Source organism: Streptomyces sp. NPDC085900 (genome assembly GCF_044540925.1).
GTDB lineage: Bacteria > Actinomycetota > Actinomycetes > Streptomycetales > Streptomycetaceae > Streptomyces > Streptomyces gilvifuscus.
In genome coordinates this window covers 21,863-37,787 of sequence record NZ_JBITSP010000011.1, presented here as the reverse complement: position 1 = coordinate 37,787, position 15,925 = coordinate 21,863, and the positions used below count along the sequence as shown (strand labels likewise).

Here is a 15,925-nt window from a genome sequence, read left to right as displayed (position 1 = left end):
GGCTGTGGACAATCGGTTCTGCACAGCCTCAAATGAACGCAGTACGTCCATGGTAGGGAGGCGGGGGGACATGGCACCTGAACAAATGGCCGAGGGACCGGAGAGCACGGTCCCCCTGCCGCCGCCGCGTCCCCTCGATGCGATCGATCTGGACATCCTGCAGATGCTCCAGGCCGACGGCCGGGCGTCGATACGGTCGGTCGCCGAACGCGTCCATGTCTCGCGCGCCAACGCCTACGCCCGCATCAACCGTCTCATCGAGGACGGCGTCATCCGCGGTTTCGGCGCCCGCGTCAACCATGAGCGCGCAGGTCAGGGCACGTCGGCGTACATCACCCTGAAGATCGTCCAGAACTCCTGGCGCACGGTGCGCGAGCAGCTCAGGCAGCTGCCCGGTGCCTCGCACATCGCCCTGGTGGGCGGCGACTTCGACGTGCTGCTGCTGGTGCACACGTCGGACAACAGGGCCCTGCGCGAGCTGGTCCTCACCCGTCTGCAGGCCATGCCGGAGGTGCTGAGCACCCGCACGCTGCTGGTGTTCGAGGAGGAGGACCTGGAGCCGCAGGGCTGACCTCAGGGGCGGCGCAGCCCCGAGAACACCAACTGCACGACCGCGTCGGCCACTTCGCGCTCGTTCATCCCCCGCCCGTCCGGGCGGTACCACTCCACGATGGAGTTGATCATCCCGAAGACCAGCCGGGTGGCGAGCCGCACCTCCACGTCGCCGCGCACGTCCCCGTCGGCGGCCGCGGCCTTCAGCAGTTCGGCGACCCGGTGGTCGAAGTCGCGGCGGCGCTCCAGGGCCCACCGCTCGGTGTCGGTGTTGCCGCGCACCCGCAGCAGCAGGGTGACGTACGGGAGCTCGCCGATCAGCACCTCGACCATGCGCCGTACGACGTACTCCAGCCGACCGGAGGCCCGCCCCACGCGCGCGTGCTCCTCGTCGAGGATGCCGAAGAGACCGTCCAGCGCGCGGCTGACGGCGCGGCGCAGCAGCTCCTCCTTGCCGGCCACGTGGTGGTAGATCGACGACTTGGAGATGCCGGCCGCCCTGGACAGGTGCTCCATGGAGGTGCCGTCGTAGCCGCGCTCGTTGAAGACCTGTACGGCGACGGACAGCAGCGTCTCCGGGGTGTACGTGTCGCGCTTGGCCGTCGTCATGACTGGCTGCCCTCCCGCTTGTCGGAGGCGTACGCGTGGCGGTACAGCGCGAGGGAGGGCGCGTAGCGGCCGGAGGGATCGCGCAGGTGGAGGTCGTCGAGGAGGGCGTAGGCCCAGTTGCGGCCCAGCCTGCGGCTCCATTCGAAGGGGCCCAGGGGGTAGTTGACGCCCAGCCGCATCGCCGTGTCGATGTCCTCCTCCGTGGCCACTCCCTTGGCGACCGCGTCGTGCGCGAGGTCGACGATGCGGGCGACCGTGCGCGCCACGATCATCCCCGGCACGTCCCCGATGACGCTGACGTCCTTGCCGAGCGCCTGGAAGAGGCCGGTGGCCTCGGCCAGGGTCTGCTGGGCGGTGTCCTGGGAGGCGGACAGGGCGATACGGGTGGCGCGGCGGTAGTCCAGGGCGAGGTCGAAGTAGACGACGTCCCGGAACTCGACCGAGGTCTGGCCGTCGGCGAGCGCGAGCTGGCCGCCGCTCGGCAGCACCAGCCGGGTGCCGTGGTCCTCGTCCTCCTCGCGGACCTGGATGCCCGCCTCACGGATCAGCGCGAGCAGTTCGGAGGCGGGGCCCAGGTCGCCCTCGACGACGACGTACGCGGGCGCCTGCGCCTTCTCCGCGGTGTGCGGTTCGGCGCGCTCGGCGCCGTCGGCGTAGTCGTACCAGCCGTGCCCGCTCTTGCGGCCCAGCCGGCCCGACTCGACCAGGCGGCGCTGGGCCAGCGAGGGCGTGAAGCGCACGTCCTGGAAGAAGCTCTGCCACACCGAGTGCGTGACCGACTCGTTGACGTCCTGGCCGATGAGGTCGGTCAGTTCGAAGGCCCCCATCCGGAAGCCGCCCGACTCGCGCAGGATCGCGTCGATGGTGGCGGGGTCGGCGCCCTGGGCCTCGTAGACCGCGAAGGCCTCGGCGTAGAACGGCCGTGCGATGCGGTTGACGATGAAGCCGGGGGTGTCGGCGCAGGCCACCGGCGTCTTGCCCCAGGCGCGCGCCATCTCGTACGCGCGCGTGGCCGAGGTGACGTCGGTGGCGAACCCGGAGACGACCTCGACCAGCGGCAGCAGCGGCGCGGGGTTGAAGAAGTGCAGGCCGACGAAGCGGCCGGGGTGGCGCAGGGCGCCGCCGATCGCGGTGACCGACAGGGACGAGGTGTTGGTCGCGAGGAGGCAGTCCTCGTCGACGATGTCCTCCAGCGCCCGGAACAGCTCCTGCTTGGCGTCCAGCCGCTCCAGGACCGCCTCGACGACCAGGGAGCAGTCGGCGAGCTCGGTGAGGTCCGCGGCGGGCAGCAGACGCTCCCGTGCCGCGTCGCGCTCGGCACCGGTGAGCCGGTCCTTCTCGACGAGCCGGTCGAGGCGGGCGCCGATGGCGTCGGCGGCGTCCCCGGCCCGCCCGGGCAGGGCGTCGTACAGCCGTACGCGATGGCCGGCGACCAGCGCGACCTGGGCGATGCCCTGGCCCATGGTGCCGGTGCCGACGACGGCCACGGGGCTGCTGAGGTCCAGTGCTGTCATGTGCGCGATCCTCCCGCACGGGGATTTCCACAGATGCGGCGGACCCCCTTGTCCCGACCGATCGTTCGGTTACTCTAACTCTGACCGGCTGTTCCTGCCCATATTTCTGCCCAGGTCATGAGCTCGACGGAGAGTTCACAAGACGAGGAGTTGGTCCCGCATGGCCGCCGAACTGACCGCGCACGAGCTGATCGCCAAGCACCGGCCCACCCTCGATCAGGCGCTGGAGGCGATCCGCACACGCGCGTACTGGTCCCCGCACCCCGAGCACCCCAAGGCCTACGGTGAGAACGGCAGCCTGGACATGGCCGCGGGCAAGGCCGCCTTCGACGCGCTGCTCGGCACCCGCCTCGACCTCGGCCAGCCCGGCACGGACGACTGGGTGGGCGGCGAGGTCTCGCCGTACGGCATCGAGCTGGGCGTGGAGTACCCGCACGCGGACGTGGACGTGCTGCTGCCGGCCATGAAGGCGGGCCAGAAGGCGTGGCGGGACGCGGGCGCGGAGGTGCGCGCGGTGGTGTGCCTGGAGATCCTCAAGCGGATCAGCGACCGCACCCACGAGTTCGCGCACGCGGTCATGCACACCTCCGGGCAGGCGTTCATGATGGCGTTCCAGGCGGGCGGCCCGCACGCGCAGGACCGCGGTCTGGAGGCGGTGGCGTACGCGTACGTGGAGCAGGTCCGCACGCCCGACACCGCGGAGTGGACCAAACCGCAGGGCAAGCGGGACCCGCTGGCGCTCACCAAGCAGTTCACGCCCGTCCCGCGCGGGATCGCCCTGCTGATCGGCTGCAACACCTTCCCGACGTGGAACGGCTATCCGGGCCTGTTCGCCTCCCTGGCCACCGGCAACGCCGTCCTGGTCAAGCCCCACCCGCGCGCGGTGCTGCCGCTCGCGCTGACCGTCCAGGTGGCGCGCCAGGTGCTCGCCGAGGCGGGCTTCGACCCGAACCTGGTGGCGCTGGCGGCCGAGCGGCCCGGCGAGGGCATCGCGAAGACCCTGGCCACCCGCCCGGAGATCCGGATCATCGACTACACGGGTTCGACGGCGTTCGGCGACTGGCTGGAGGCCAACGCCCGTCAGGCGCAGGTCTACACGGAGAAGGCCGGCGTCAACACCGTGCTGGTGGACTCGGCGGCGAACTACAAGGGCATGCTCGCCAACCTCGCCTTCTCGCTGTCCCTCTACAGCGGCCAGATGTGCACCACCCCGCAGAACCTGCTGATCCCCCGCGACGGCATCCGCACCGACGAGGGCCCCAAGACCTTCGACGAGGTGGTCGCCGACCTCGCCCGCGCGGTCGACGGCCTGCTCGGCGACGACGCGCGCGCGAACGCGCTGCTCGGCGCGATCGTGAACCCGGACGTGAAGTCCCGTCTGGAGGCGGCGGCCGGACTCGGCGAAGTCGCCCTCGCCTCGCGGGAGATCACCAACCTTGAGTTCCCCGGCGCGGTCGTGCGCTCTCCCGTGATCGTCAAGCTGGACGGCGCCAAGCCGGACGACGAGGCCGCCTACATGAGCGAGTGCTTCGGGCCGGTCTCCTTCGCGGTCGCCGTGGACTCCACCGCGGACGGCGTGGAGCTGCTGCGGCGCACCGTGCGCGAGAAGGGCGCGATGACGGTCGGCGCGTACACGACCGACGAGGAGGTCGAGCAGGCCGTCCAGGAGGTCTGCCTGGAGGAGGCGGCCCAGCTGTCGCTGAACCTGACGGGCGGGGTGTACGTCAACCAGACGGCCGCGTTCTCCGACTTCCACGGCTCGGGCGGCAACCCGGCGGCGAACGCCGCGCTGTGCGACGGAGCCTTCGTGGCGAACCGCTTCCGGGTGGTCGAGGTCCGCAGGGAGGCCTAGGGTCTGTCGCCTCCGGGCCGGCGGGGATCCGACGCCGGGGCCTGAAATCCCGTCAGGCTCCAGTGGTACAGCGTCATGGCCACGCTCGTCGCCAGGTTGTAGCTGGAGACCTGCGGGCGCATCGGCAGGGCCACCAGGTGGTCGGCACGCGCGCGCAGTCCGGCGGACAGGCCGCTGCGCTCGGAGCCGAAGGCGAGGACGGCGTCGTCCGGGAGCTTGATGCCCCGGACGTCGTCGCCTTCGGGGTCCAGGGCGAACAGCGGTCCCGGCGGCAGCTCCTCGACGGACACCCGCTCCACCGCGGTCGCGAAGTGCAGGCCCGCGCCGCCGCGCACGACCGTGGGGTGCCAGGGGTCGAGCGTGCCGGTGGTGACCACCCCCGTCGCGCCGAAGCCTGCGGCCAGGCGGATCACCGCGCCCGCGTTGCCGAGGTTGCGCGGGTTGTCGAGGACCACGACGGGCGTGGCGCGCGGGGCGTGCGCCAGCTTCCGGAGATTCGCCTCCCGGGAGGGCCGTACCGCCAGGGCGGCCACGGCGGTGGGGTGCGGGCGCGGGACCAGACTCCGGTACGTCGGCTCCGGCACCTCCGTCAGGAGCGCGGCCAGCGTCTCTCGTACGTCGGAGGCCAGCTCGTCGGCGAGGGCCAGCGTCGCCCGCCGGTCGGCGGTGACCGCCACCGGGACCTCGGCACCGAAGCGCACGGCGTGCTTGAGGGCGTGGAAGCCGTCCAGCAGGACGGCGCCCTCCGCGAGCCGGCGCCAGGTGCTCAGCGGTTCCGGGGCGGGGTCGGTCATGACGTGCAGCCTACGTGCGCGCGGAGGGCGCTCACGCCGTGGAGCCGGCGTGCGTGGGTTCGGCGCTCTCCGCGGCCCGTGGCTCGGGCAGCGGCGTCCGGCCGGCCCGCGTGCGGAGGCGGTCACGCGCGCGTGCCGCCGCTCCGCCCAGCAGAAGCAGGAACGGCGTCGGCAGGAAGACGGCGTCCGTCGCGATCATCGCCAGCGAGAAGAACGGCAGCCCGAGGACCACGGCGATCACCGCGTGCTCGGTCATCATCACCGCCAGCAGGACGTTCTTGAGCCTCCGGTTGAGCAGCGTGAACGGGAAGGCGACCTGCACGATGACCGTTCCGTAGGTCACGAGCATCAGCATGGTTCCGCTGGACGACATCAGGTCGCCGAGGGCGGGCCAGGGCGAGAAGTAGTCCAGGTGTAGCGGGTAGTAGACGGCGGTGCCGTCCTGCCAGCGCGTGCCCTGGATCTTGTACCAGCCGGCCGTGGAGTAGATCATGCAGGCCTCGGCCATGATCACCAGCAGGGCGCCGTTGTGCGCGAGGTTGGCGACGACGTCCAGCAGGATGCGCGGCTCCCGGCTCTTCGCCCGGCGTGCCACCACCCACCACACGGCCTGAGCCACCCACGTCAGCCACAGGATGACGGGCACCGTCGGGTCGATCCCGTCGAAGCGGCCCCCGGCCGTCACCGCGACCAGCGCGAAGCCGAGCACCGCCCACAGGGCGGGACCGGTCCGGTCCACCACGCGCTCTCCACGCGCGCGTGCCTCGTCGGCCAGCCGCCTGCGCCGCGCGTCCAGCGACCACACCTGGCCGCACCGCGTGAAGACCAGGTAGACGGACATCAGGTGCAGGACGTTGTCGCCGCCGTCCCCCATGAAGACGCTGCGGTTCTGCAGCGAGACGACCCCGACCATGAACAGCACGGACATGGCGCGGGTGCGCCAGCCGAGCAGCAGCAGCGCGCTCGCCAGGACGGCGATCACGTAGATCAGCTCGAACCAGATCTGGGTGTCGGACCACATCAGGGCCGTGAAGGCGCCGTTGGAGGTGACGAGCTGGTGGGCCAGGCCCCAGCTCCACGGGGCGTCGGGTCCGTACATCTCCTGGCGGTGCGGGAACTCGCGCAGCAGGAACAGCAGCCAGGTCGCGCTGAAGCCGATGCGGATCACGGCGGACTGGTACGGGCCGAGCGCCGACTCGGTGATGCGGGCGATGCCGGCGGAGACCGACAGGGCGAAACGGTTCACTCGGCACCCCCGGCGGTGTCGGCGGCCGTCACGGGCCACCAGGGCAGCATGCGGTACATCGGCTGGTTCGAGACCCTCTCCGTGCTCCAGGGCGGCGGGGGCACGTTCGTGGTGCTCGAACGGACCTGGACCTGCGTGATCGTGCCGCCCTTTCCGGCCGCTTCGTCACGGTCCAGCCGCAGCACCACGATGCGCCGCATGTACGTCTCGGCGAGGGAGCCGCGGGTGCCCGTCGCGCGGTTGGAGGCGTCGTGCGTGGCGACGAAGAAGTCCCAGGCGCGGCGCAGTTCGTTCTGCTGGGTGTGGCTCGGCACCGGGTTGGCGTCGATGGCGCGGCCGTCCTCGGCGGACAGGTCGTACCAGCCGGTGGTGCGCACACCGCCGTCCGCCGTCTTCACCTCGGCACGGACCTGGACCGCGATGTTCTGCTGCAGCGGGTTGGGCGCGAACAGCTTCCAGTTCTGCTCGAACTCCGGGTAGATCCAGTCGTCGATCGCCTTGCCGTGCGCCTTGGTGAGCGTGTTCGACGGCGCGACGTGCAGGAACACCATGCCGATGTGGACGAAGACCACGACGGAGACGACGGCGACCGCCAGGGCCGCGGCTATCCGATAGCGCAACGACAGGGCGGCGACACCGCCGCGGGGTTCGGGGAACGTGTCGGTGACGACGACGGTCAGCGGCCCGGAACCGGCCCCGCCCGCCGTCGGGCCGTCATCGGCGCCGTCGTCGGGCACGGACCCCTCCGCCTCCGGCCGCGGACCGGGCACCTCGGCGATCCGGTGGGCTCGCGCGGGATCAGGGGCGCCGGCAGCCTCGGTGGGGCCGGCTGACTCCGCGCCGCCGGTGGTTTCCGGAACACCGGTGGTCTCAGTTGAACCGGCGGACTCACTGGCACCGCCGGACTCCCTCGCACCGCCGGACTCACTCGCACCGGCGGACCTCATTCCCCCGCCAAAATCCAAGCCACCGCCCGACCCCGAGCCCCCGCCCGACTCCGCCCCACCGGCCGGCTCGGGCGCCCCGCCGGGCCCGTCCAGCCCGTGCCGGGCGTGCGAGCCAGTGTCGTACGCGTCCATTCCGCCCCGTTTCCCGTTCCGTGTCCGTCTTCCGGCTGTACGGCCGTGGGCGCCGAGTCGCCCGTACGTGCCGCTCCACCGCAGTCGCACGGAACGGTACTCAGACCCGCATGCGACGCACAGCCCCCACCCGCCCCATCCCCATGGTCCACAGGGCGTGGTCCACAGGGCACGGCCGCAGGTTATCCACAGCGGTTGACACCTTACGGCGCCCGACCCACCATGGAATCGCACGGACCGAACGATCGGTCGGTAGAGAATTCCGGGCAGAGCCCAGGTCGAGGGGGCCACATGGCGACAGCAGCCGCGCACCAGACGTACGGCGCCGAGGAGGCGGGTGCCGACACCACCGCGTACGAGCGCGCCTTCGACGCCGCGGTGGCCGCCGACGAGCGCATCGAACCCCGGGACTGGATGCCGGACGCCTACCGCGCGACGCTGGTGCGGCAGATGGCGCAGCACGCCCACTCCGAGATCATCGGCATGCAGCCGGAGGCCAACTGGATCACTCGCGCCCCCTCACTGCGCCGCAAGGCGATCCTGATGGCCAAGGTCCAGGACGAGGCGGGGCACGGCCTGTATCTGTACAGCGCGGCCGAAACGCTCGGCACCAGCCGCGAAGAGCTGCTCGACAAGCTCCACGCCGGCCGCCAGAAGTACTCCTCGATCTTCAACTACCCGACCCTGACCTGGGCGGACGTGGGCGCGATCGGCTGGCTGGTGGACGGCGCCGCGATCACCAACCAGGTGCCGCTGTGCCGCTGCTCCTACGGCCCGTACGCGCGCGCGATGGTCCGCATCTGCAAGGAGGAGTCCTTCCACCAGCGCCAGGGCTACGAGCTGCTGCTCGCCCTCAGCCGCGGCACCCCGGAGCAGCACGCCATGGCGCAGGACGCCGTCGACCGCTGGTGGTGGCCGTCCCTGATGATGTTCGGCCCGCCCGACGACGAGTCGGCGCACTCCGCGCAGTCGATGACGTGGAAGATCAAGCGGCACTCGAACGACGAGCTGCGCCAGCGCTTCGTCGACATCTGCGTCCCCCAGGCCGAGTCGCTGGGTCTCACCCTCCCCGACCCCGACCTGAAGTGGAACGAGGAGCGGCAGCACTACGACTTCGGCCCGATCGACTGGACGGAGTTCAAGGAAGTCCTCAAGGGCAACGGGCCGTGCAACGAACAGCGGCTCACCCAGCGCCGGCGGGCCCACGAAGAGGGCGCGTGGGTGCGGGAGGCGGCCGCCGCCTACGCGGCCAAGCACAACGACACCACGGGAGCGATGCAGGCATGACGAACACCGACTGGCCTCTGTGGGAGGTCTTCGTGCGCTCGCGCCGGGGCCTCTCCCACACCCACGCCGGCAGCCTGCACGCGCCGGACGCCGAGTTCGCCCTGCGCAACGCCCGCGACCTGTACACCCGGCGCGGCGAAGGCGTCTCGATCTGGGTCGTCCCGTCCGCGGTGATCACCGCGTCCTCGCCGGACGAGAAGGACCCGTTCTTCGAGCCGGCCGCCGACAAGCCGTACCGGCACCCGACGTTCTACGAGATCCCGGAAGGGGTGAAGCACCTGTGACGGCATCACGGACGACGCCCGTCCCCACGACCGCCGCCATCGCCCTCGGCGACGACGCCCTGGTGCTCTCCCACCGTCTGGGGGAGTGGGCGGGCCACGCCCCCGTCCTGGAGGAGGAGGTCGCCCTCGCGAACATCGCGCTGGACCTGCTCGGCCAGGCCCGCGTGCTGCTGTCCATGGTCGGCGACGAGGACGAGCTGGCGTATCTGCGCGAGGAACGGTCCTTCCGCAACCTCCAGTTGGTCGAGCAGCCCAACGGCGACTTCGCCCACACCATCGCCCGCCAGCTGTACTTCTCCACCTACCAGCACCTGCTGTACGCCGAACTGGCAGCCGGCGACGGCCAGTTCGCCGGTCTCGCCGCCAAGGCCGTCAAGGAGGTCGCCTATCACCGCGACCACGCCGAGCAGTGGACCCTGCGGCTCGGCGACGGCACCGAGGACAGCCGCGAGCGGATGCTGCGGGCGACGGCGGCCCTGTGGCGGTTCACCGGCGAGATGTTCCAGCCGGTGGACGGACTGGACGTCGACCCGACCGCGCTGGAGGCGGCCTGGCTGGACGCCGTCGAGGGCGTGCTGCGCCGGGCGACCCTCACGGTCCCCGAGGGACCCCGGTCCGGCGCCTGGACGGCCGGCGCGGGCCGGCAGGGCGTGCACACCGAACCCTTCGGCCGGATGCTCGCCGAGATGCAGCACCTGCACCGCAGCCACCCGGGGGCGTCATGGTGACGGCCACCGGGACGACGGCGCTGGAGGCGGAGCTCCTGGGCATCGCCGGATCGGTTCCCGACCCCGAACTGCCCGTGCTCACCCTGCGGGAGCTCGGCGTGGTCCGCGCGGTGCACCTGCGCGGCGCGGACTCGGTCGAGGTCGAGCTGACGCCGACGTACACCGGCTGCCCGGCGCTGGAGACCATGTCCCTGGACATAGAGCGAGCGCTGCACGCGCACGGCATGCGCGAGGTCGAGGTCCGCACGGTGCTCGTGCCCGCCTGGTCGACCGACGACATCACCGACGAAGGACGGCGCAAACTGCGGGAGTTCGGGATCGCGCCGCCGCGCACCCGGACGGAGACCGGACCGGTACCGCTGTCACTGGGCCCGACACGGACGGCCGACGACGGCCCGCAGGCCGGCTCGGCCCCGCACCGGTCCCCCGACGCCGACCCCGTCCACTGCCCCCACTGCGGCTCTCCCGACACCGAGCTGCTCAGCCGCTTCTCCTCCACGGCCTGCAAGGCGCTGCGCCGCTGCCTCGCCTGCCGTGAACCCTTCGACCACTTCAAGGAGCTGTAGATGGCCCGCTTCCACTCGCTCCCCGTGGCGGCGGTCGAACGGCTCACCGACGACTCCGTGGCCCTCACCCTCGCCGTACCGCCGGAACTGCGCGAGGAGTACCGGCACGCCCCGGGCCAGCACCTCGCGCTGCGCCGAAACGTCGACGGCACGGAGATCCGGCGCACCTACTCGATCTGCTCCCCGGCACCGGCCCCCGGCGACGAGGGCCCGGCCACCCTGCGGGTCGGGGTGCGGCTGGTCGACGGCGGGGCCTTCTCGACGTACGCGCTCAAGGAGATCGACCTCGGCGACGAGCTGGAGGTGATGACACCGGCCGGCCGCTTCACCCTCGATCCGGCGCCCGGCCTGTACGCGGCAGTAGTCGGCGGCAGTGGCATCACCCCGGTGCTGTCGATCGTCTCGACGCTGCTCGCGCGCGAACCCCGGGCCCAGTTCTGTCTGATCCGCAGCGACCGTACCGCCGCCTCGACGATGTTCCTGGAGGAGGTAGCCGACCTGAAGGACCGCTACCCCGGCCGGTTGCAGCTGGTGACGGTGCTGTCCCGGGAGGAACAGCAGGCGGGGCTGCCGTCCGGGCGGCTCGACCAGGAGCGGCTGACCGGACTGCTCCCGGCCCTGCTGCCGGTGGGGCAGGTGGCGGGGTGGTTCCTGTGCGGGCCGTTCGGGCTGGTGCAGGAGGCGGAGCGGACGCTGCGCGCGCTCGGCGTCCCGCGCGCCCGCATCCACGAGGAGATCTTCCACGTGGACACCGCCGCCCCGGCCGCCGCCCCCGTGTCCGCCCCGGCCCACAGCTCGGTCACCGCGCGCCTCGACGGCCGCGGCGGTACCTGGCCCGTGCGGGACGGCGAGTCCCTGCTGGACGCGGTCCTGCGCAACCGCTCCGACGCGCCCTACGCCTGCAAGGGCGGGGTGTGCGGGACGTGCCGGGCGTTCCTGGTCTCCGGCGAGGTGCGCATGGACCGCAACTTCGCGCTGGAGAAGGAGGAGACGGAGGCGGGATACGTGCTGGCGTGCCAGTCGCATCCGGTGACGGAGAAGGTGGAGCTGGACTTCGACCGTTGAGGGCGACGCGCCGTTCCCTTCTCCTAGAACCTGTTCTATCTTGACGGTCCGTCAGATCAGCGGACCCTCCGGAGGGACAGGACCGTGGACTTCACCTTCACCGAGGAGCAGCAGGCGGCGGCCGAGGCGGCGCGCGGGGTGTTCGCCGGGGTCGCGCCGGACACGGTGCCCTCTCCCTCGCTCGTCGCGGGCGCCGTCGCCGACGACTTCGACCGCGCGCTGTGGGCGAAGCTCGCCGAGGCGGACCTGCTGAGCCTGCTCCTCGACACGCGGTACGGCGGGGCGGGCCTGGACGCGATCGCGCTGTGCCTGGTGCTGCGGGAGTCGGCGAGGAAACTGGCCCGGGTGCCGCTGCTGGAGAGCAGCGCCGCCGCCGCTGCCGTACAGGCCTACGGCAGTGAGGAGGCGAGGGCGGCGCTGCTGCCGGGGGCGGCCCGCGGGGAACTGGTGCTGACCGTCGCCGCGCACGGCCGCACCGGGCACGACCCGGCCGAACTCGCCGTCAGCGCACGGCAGGACGGTGACCGCTGGCTTCTCGACGGCGTGCAGACCGCGGTGCCGTGGGCGCACAACGCCGACTTCGTGCTGCTGCCCGCCCGCACCACCGCGGACCGGACGCTGCTCGCCGTCGTGCCGCGCGTCCACGAGGGCGTCGTGCTCGCCGAGCAGGTCTCCACGTCCGGCGAGCGACTCGGCGAACTGCGCCTGGACTCCGTGCGCGTCGCGGCCCGCGACGTCATCGACGCCGACGGCGCCTGGGAGTGGCTGCGCGACCTGCTGACCACCGGGACCTGCGCCCTCGCGCTCGGGCTGGGCGAGCAGGTCCTCGCGATGACCAGCGCATACGCGGGCAAGCGGGAGCAGTTCGGGCACCCGATCGCCACGTTCCAGGCGGTGGCCGTGCAGGCCGCCGACCGCTACATCGACCTGCGGGCCATGGAGGCCACGCTCTGGCAGGCGGCCTGGCGGATCGCCTCCGGTGCGCCCGGCGCGCTGCCCGCCTCGGGGGACGTGGCCGTCGCCAAGATCTGGGCGTCGGAAGGGGTGCGCCGGGTCGTGCAGACGGCGCAGCATCTGCACGGCGGCTTCGGGGCGGACGTAGAGTACCCGCTGCACCGGTACCACGCCTGGGCCAAGCACCTGGAGCTGTCGCTCGGCCCGGCGGCGGCGCACGAGGAGGCCCTCGGCGACCTGCTGGCGGCACACCCGCTGGGCTGAGAGCCCGCGGCGCCGCCTACAGCACCAACCCGGGCCGGCCCTCGTCGGTCACGACGGGCCGGCCGGCGGCCGCCCACACCTGCATGCCGCCGTCGACGTTCACCGCGTCGATGCCCTGCTGGACCAGGTACATGGTGACCTGGGCCGAGCGGCCGCCGGAGCGGCAGATCACGTTGACGCGCCCGTCCTGCGGCGCGGCCTCGGTCAGCTCGCCGTAACGGGCCACGAACTCACTGATGGGGATGTGCAGCGCCCCTTCGGCGTGACCCGCCTTCCACTCGTCGTCCTCGCGGACGTCCAGCAGGAAGTCGCCGTCCTTCAGGTCCCCGACCTCGACGGTGGGCACACCAGCTCCGAAACTCATGCTCCGACGCTACCCGACGCCACCGGCCACGACAGCGCCCGGCCGACCGGCGGGGACCGGCCCGGCTAGCCGCCGAGCAGTTCCGCCAGTTCCCGCTCCCGCTGGGCCACGTCCGCCAGCAGCTGCTCGGCGATCTCCTCGAGGAGGCGGTCGGGGTCGTCGGGGGCCAGCCGGAGCATCGAGCCGATCGCGCCCTCCTCCAGGTCCTTGGCGACCAGCGAGAGCAGCTCCTTGCGCTGGGCCAGCCATTCGAGGCGGGCGTAGAGCTCCTCGCTGCGGCTCGGGCCGCGCTCGGCCGGCGCCGGACCCTTGGCCCACTCCTCGGCCAGCTCCCGCAGCAGCGTCTCGTCACCGCGGGCGTAGGCGGCGTTGACCCGGGTGATGAACTCCTCGCGCCGCTGCCGCTCGGAGTCGTCCGGGGCCAGGTCGGGGTGGGCCTTGCGGGCCAGTTCGCGGTAGAGCTTGCGGGCCTCGTCGCTCGGGCGGACCCGCTGCGGGGGCCGCACCGGCTGGTCGGTGAGCATCGCGGCCGCCTCCGGGAACAGTCCCTCCCCGTCCATCCAGCCGTGGAACAGCTCCTCGACCCCCGGCATGGGCATGACCCGCGCCCGGGCCTCGTCCGCCCGGCGCCGGTCCTCCGGGTCGCCGGTCCGCTCGGCCCTGGCCTCGGCGATCTGGGCGTCCAGCTCGTCCAGGCGGGCGTACATCGGGCCGAGCTTCTGGTGGTGCAGCCGGGAGAAGTTCTCGACCTCGATCCGGAAGGTCTCCACCGCGATCTCGTACTCGATCAGCGCCTGCTCGGCGGCGCGCACGGCCCGCTCCAGGCGCTCCTCGGGGCGCGGCGCACCCTCCTGGGGCGTCGCCCGCGGTTCGCCGGCGACCCCACCCTGCTCAGCTTCCGGGCTCGTCACCCGACCAGCCTAGGCCACGGCCGCTCCGGGCCGACCCGGCGCGGCCCGTCCGCCCTCACACGCCCATCTCCGCCGCGACCCGCCCCGCCCGCACCGCCGCCACCAGATCCGCGTGGTCCGCCTCGGTCCGGTCGGCGTACGCGACCGCGAAGTCGGCCATCGCCTCGTCCAGTTCGTCGTTCTTGCCGCAGTAACCGGCGATCAGCCGCGGGTCGGCGCTGTGGGAGTGGGCGCGGGCCAGCAGGGCGCCGGTCATGCGGCCGTAGTCGTCGATCTGGTCGGCGGCCAGGGCCGCGGGGTCGACGCTGCCCTTGCGGTTGCGGAACTGCCGTACCTGGAAGGGCCGGCCGTCCACCGACGTCCAGCCCAGCAGGATGTCGCTGACCACCTGCATCCGCTTCTGGCCGAGCACCACCCGGCGGCCCTCGTGCTCGACGGCCGGCACCTCGAAGCCCGCGGTCACCAGGTGCGGGACGAGGGCCGACGGCCGCGCCTCCTTCACCTGCAGCACCAGCGGCTCGCCCCGGTGGTCCAGGAGCAGGACGACGTAGGAGCGCGTGCCCACGCTGCCCGTGCCGACGATCCGGAAGGCCACGTCGTGCACCGCGTGCCGGGCCAACAACGGCAGCCGGTCCTCGGAGACAGTCCCCACGTACTGTTCGAGGGCCGTGGCGACCGCGGCCGCCTCCTCGTCGTCCACCCGCCGCAGCACCGGCGCCGCGTCCACGAAACGGCGCCCGCCCTCGGCGGTCTCCTCCGTCGCCTTCGCCGCGAACCGCCCGCTGGTGTTCGCCCGCGCCTTCTCCGAGACCCGCTCCAGGGTGCCGAGCAGGTCATGGGCGTCGGTGTGGGAGACGAGCTCCTCGTCCGCGATCGCGTTCCACGCGTCCAGCACGGGCAGCTTGGCCAGGAGCCGCATGGTGCGGCGGTAGGCGCCGGTCGCGTCGTACGCGGCCTTGCGGCAGCAATCCTCGTCCGCGCCGGCCTCCCGGCCCGCGAGCACCAGGGAGGCGGCGAGCCGCTTGAGGTCCCACTCCCAGGGGCCGCTGACCGTCTCGTCGAAGTCGTTCAGATCGATGACCAGACCGCCCCGCGCGTCCCCGTACAGACCGAAGTTCGCGGCATGCGCGTCTCCGCAGATCTGCGCGCGGATCCTCGTCATGGGTGTACGCGCCAGGTCGTAGGCCATCAGGCCCGCCGAGCCGCGCAGGAAGGCGAAGGGCGTCGCGGCCATCCGGCCCGCCCGGATCGGCGTGAGCTCGGGGATCCGGCCGCGATGGGACTCCTCGATCGCCGCGACGGCGTCGGGCCGGGCGTCGTCCAGGTCGAGCGCGGCATGCGTGCCGCGCGGGACCAGGTCGCGCAGCGCCTTGCCCTCCTGCTTGGGCGAACCCTCCACGGGCCACTCGGCGAAGCCGCGCACCCGGGGCAACCGGCGCACGCCCGCCCCCGCAACACCCTCAGTCACACCGACCGCCTCCCCCGTACATCCGCGCACGCGCGCCCACGAACATCAACTCGTGGAGACCGTACAGCCGGTGGCCGGAACGCGTCAGACCCCTGTGGACAACTCTCACCCTGTGGAAAACTCCGGCCGCCGACCCCGGACCGGACCCGTGTCACATGCGTGTGATTGTCCTCACCAGGTAATACGGCTCACACCGCGCCGGACAACGCGGAAGCCCCCAGGTCCGAGACCTGGGGGCTTCCGGCTGGTGCGCGAGGGGGGAGTTGAACCCCCACGCCCTTGCGGGCACTGGAACCTGAATCCAGCGCGTCTGCCTATTCCGCCACCCGCGCATTGGGTGTGTCCTCGGGCTCCTTCCCTCTGTGGGGCCGGCGCCTTCCGACACGCA

The 15,925-nt window shown here is 72.4% G+C and carries 16 protein-coding genes and 1 tRNA gene; 8 read left to right on the top strand and 9 right to left on the bottom strand.

Annotated features, from left to right (window positions below):
* Positions 1–70 precede the first annotated feature (70 nt).
* Positions 71–571: an Lrp/AsnC family transcriptional regulator gene (locus ACIGDI_RS31995; RefSeq protein WP_374192148.1), complete on the top strand. Its 501-nt coding sequence runs from the start codon at positions 71–73 to the stop codon at positions 569–571.
* Positions 572–573: 2 nt separating this feature from the next.
* Here ACIGDI_RS31995 and ACIGDI_RS31990 read toward each other — a convergent pair whose 3' ends face one another.
* Positions 574–1,161: a TetR/AcrR family transcriptional regulator gene (locus ACIGDI_RS31990; RefSeq protein WP_200701900.1), complete on the bottom strand. Its 588-nt coding sequence runs from the start codon at positions 1,159–1,161 to the stop codon at positions 574–576.
* A complete protein-coding gene (locus ACIGDI_RS31985) occupies positions 1,158–2,675 on the bottom strand; it encodes a 3-hydroxyacyl-CoA dehydrogenase (RefSeq protein ID WP_399903923.1) in 1,518 nt (505 codons plus the stop codon). Before ACIGDI_RS31985 ends, ACIGDI_RS31990 begins: the two co-directional genes overlap by 4 nt.
* 160 nt (positions 2,676–2,835) lie before the next feature.
* Between ACIGDI_RS31985 and paaN the strand changes: the two genes are divergently transcribed.
* Positions 2,836–4,527 carry a phenylacetic acid degradation protein PaaN gene (paaN, locus tag ACIGDI_RS31980; RefSeq protein WP_399903920.1) on the top strand — a complete coding sequence of 564 codons (1,692 nt, stop codon included), beginning with the start codon at positions 2,836–2,838 and terminating at the stop codon, positions 4,525–4,527.
* On the opposite strand, the gene ACIGDI_RS31975 is transcribed toward paaN, so the two are convergent.
* Genes ACIGDI_RS31975 through ACIGDI_RS31965 form a run of 3 tightly spaced genes read right to left on the bottom strand, consistent with a single transcriptional unit; the run spans position 4,524 to position 7,304 of the window.
* Positions 4,524–5,321 carry a TrmH family RNA methyltransferase gene (locus ACIGDI_RS31975; RefSeq protein ID WP_399903917.1) on the bottom strand — a complete coding sequence of 266 codons (798 nt, stop codon included), beginning with the start codon at positions 5,319–5,321 and terminating at the stop codon, positions 4,524–4,526. The two genes, paaN and ACIGDI_RS31975, sit on opposite strands and share 4 nt — an antisense overlap.
* A gap of 31 nt (positions 5,322–5,352) precedes the next feature.
* The gene (locus ACIGDI_RS31970; protein WP_399903914.1) at positions 5,353–6,567 is read right to left on the bottom strand and encodes an HTTM domain-containing protein; all 1,215 of its coding nucleotides are present in this window, start codon (positions 6,565–6,567) and stop codon (positions 5,353–5,355) included.
* The gene (locus ACIGDI_RS31965) at positions 6,564–7,304 is read right to left on the bottom strand and encodes a DUF5819 family protein (protein WP_399903911.1); all 741 of its coding nucleotides are present in this window, start codon (positions 7,302–7,304) and stop codon (positions 6,564–6,566) included. Before ACIGDI_RS31965 ends, ACIGDI_RS31970 begins: the two co-directional genes overlap by 4 nt.
* A 633-nt stretch (positions 7,305–7,937) precedes the next feature.
* On the opposite strand from ACIGDI_RS31965, the gene paaA reads away from it, so the two are divergent.
* The 6 genes from paaA to ACIGDI_RS31935 all read left to right on the top strand — a co-directional run bounded on the left by paaA (position 7,938) and on the right by ACIGDI_RS31935 (position 12,794).
* Positions 7,938–8,933 carry a 1,2-phenylacetyl-CoA epoxidase subunit PaaA gene (gene paaA, locus ACIGDI_RS31960; RefSeq protein ID WP_390628533.1) on the top strand — a complete coding sequence of 332 codons (996 nt, stop codon included), beginning with the start codon at positions 7,938–7,940 and terminating at the stop codon, positions 8,931–8,933.
* Positions 8,930–9,217 (top strand): 1,2-phenylacetyl-CoA epoxidase subunit PaaB, encoded by a 288-nt coding sequence (gene paaB, locus ACIGDI_RS31955; RefSeq protein WP_200701893.1) that lies wholly within the window; start codon positions 8,930–8,932, stop codon positions 9,215–9,217. Before paaA ends, paaB begins: the two co-directional genes overlap by 4 nt.
* A complete protein-coding gene (gene paaC, locus ACIGDI_RS31950; RefSeq protein ID WP_399903908.1) occupies positions 9,214–9,945 on the top strand; it encodes a 1,2-phenylacetyl-CoA epoxidase subunit PaaC in 732 nt (243 codons plus the stop codon). Before paaB ends, paaC begins: the two co-directional genes overlap by 4 nt.
* A complete protein-coding gene (paaD, locus tag ACIGDI_RS31945; protein WP_399903905.1) occupies positions 9,939–10,511 on the top strand; it encodes a 1,2-phenylacetyl-CoA epoxidase subunit PaaD in 573 nt (190 codons plus the stop codon). Before paaC ends, paaD begins: the two co-directional genes overlap by 7 nt.
* Positions 10,512–11,576 carry a 2Fe-2S iron-sulfur cluster-binding protein gene (locus tag ACIGDI_RS31940; RefSeq protein ID WP_399903902.1) on the top strand — a complete coding sequence of 355 codons (1,065 nt, stop codon included), beginning with the start codon at positions 10,512–10,514 and terminating at the stop codon, positions 11,574–11,576.
* An 84-nt stretch (positions 11,577–11,660) separates the two neighbouring features.
* A complete protein-coding gene (locus ACIGDI_RS31935; protein ID WP_399903900.1) occupies positions 11,661–12,794 on the top strand; it encodes an acyl-CoA dehydrogenase family protein in 1,134 nt (377 codons plus the stop codon).
* Between the two features lie 16 nt (positions 12,795–12,810).
* Here the strand turns inward: ACIGDI_RS31935 and ACIGDI_RS31930 are convergent, their stop codons facing one another.
* The 4 genes from ACIGDI_RS31930 to ACIGDI_RS31915 form a co-directional block, all read right to left on the bottom strand.
* The gene (locus tag ACIGDI_RS31930; RefSeq protein WP_399904546.1) at positions 12,811–13,140 is read right to left on the bottom strand and encodes a rhodanese-like domain-containing protein; all 330 of its coding nucleotides are present in this window, start codon (positions 13,138–13,140) and stop codon (positions 12,811–12,813) included.
* 83 nt (positions 13,141–13,223) lie between these two features.
* Positions 13,224–14,069, bottom strand: a complete 846-nt coding sequence (locus tag ACIGDI_RS31925; RefSeq protein WP_200701888.1) for a J domain-containing protein — start codon at positions 14,067–14,069, stop codon at positions 13,224–13,226.
* 55 nt (positions 14,070–14,124) lie between these two features.
* The gene (locus ACIGDI_RS31920; RefSeq protein ID WP_399903897.1) at positions 14,125–15,537 is read right to left on the bottom strand and encodes a DUF2252 domain-containing protein; all 1,413 of its coding nucleotides are present in this window, start codon (positions 15,535–15,537) and stop codon (positions 14,125–14,127) included.
* Positions 15,538–15,782: 245 nt separating this feature from the next.
* A tRNA-Leu gene (locus tag ACIGDI_RS31915) sits at positions 15,783–15,869 on the bottom strand.
* Positions 15,870–15,925 lie beyond the last annotated feature (56 nt).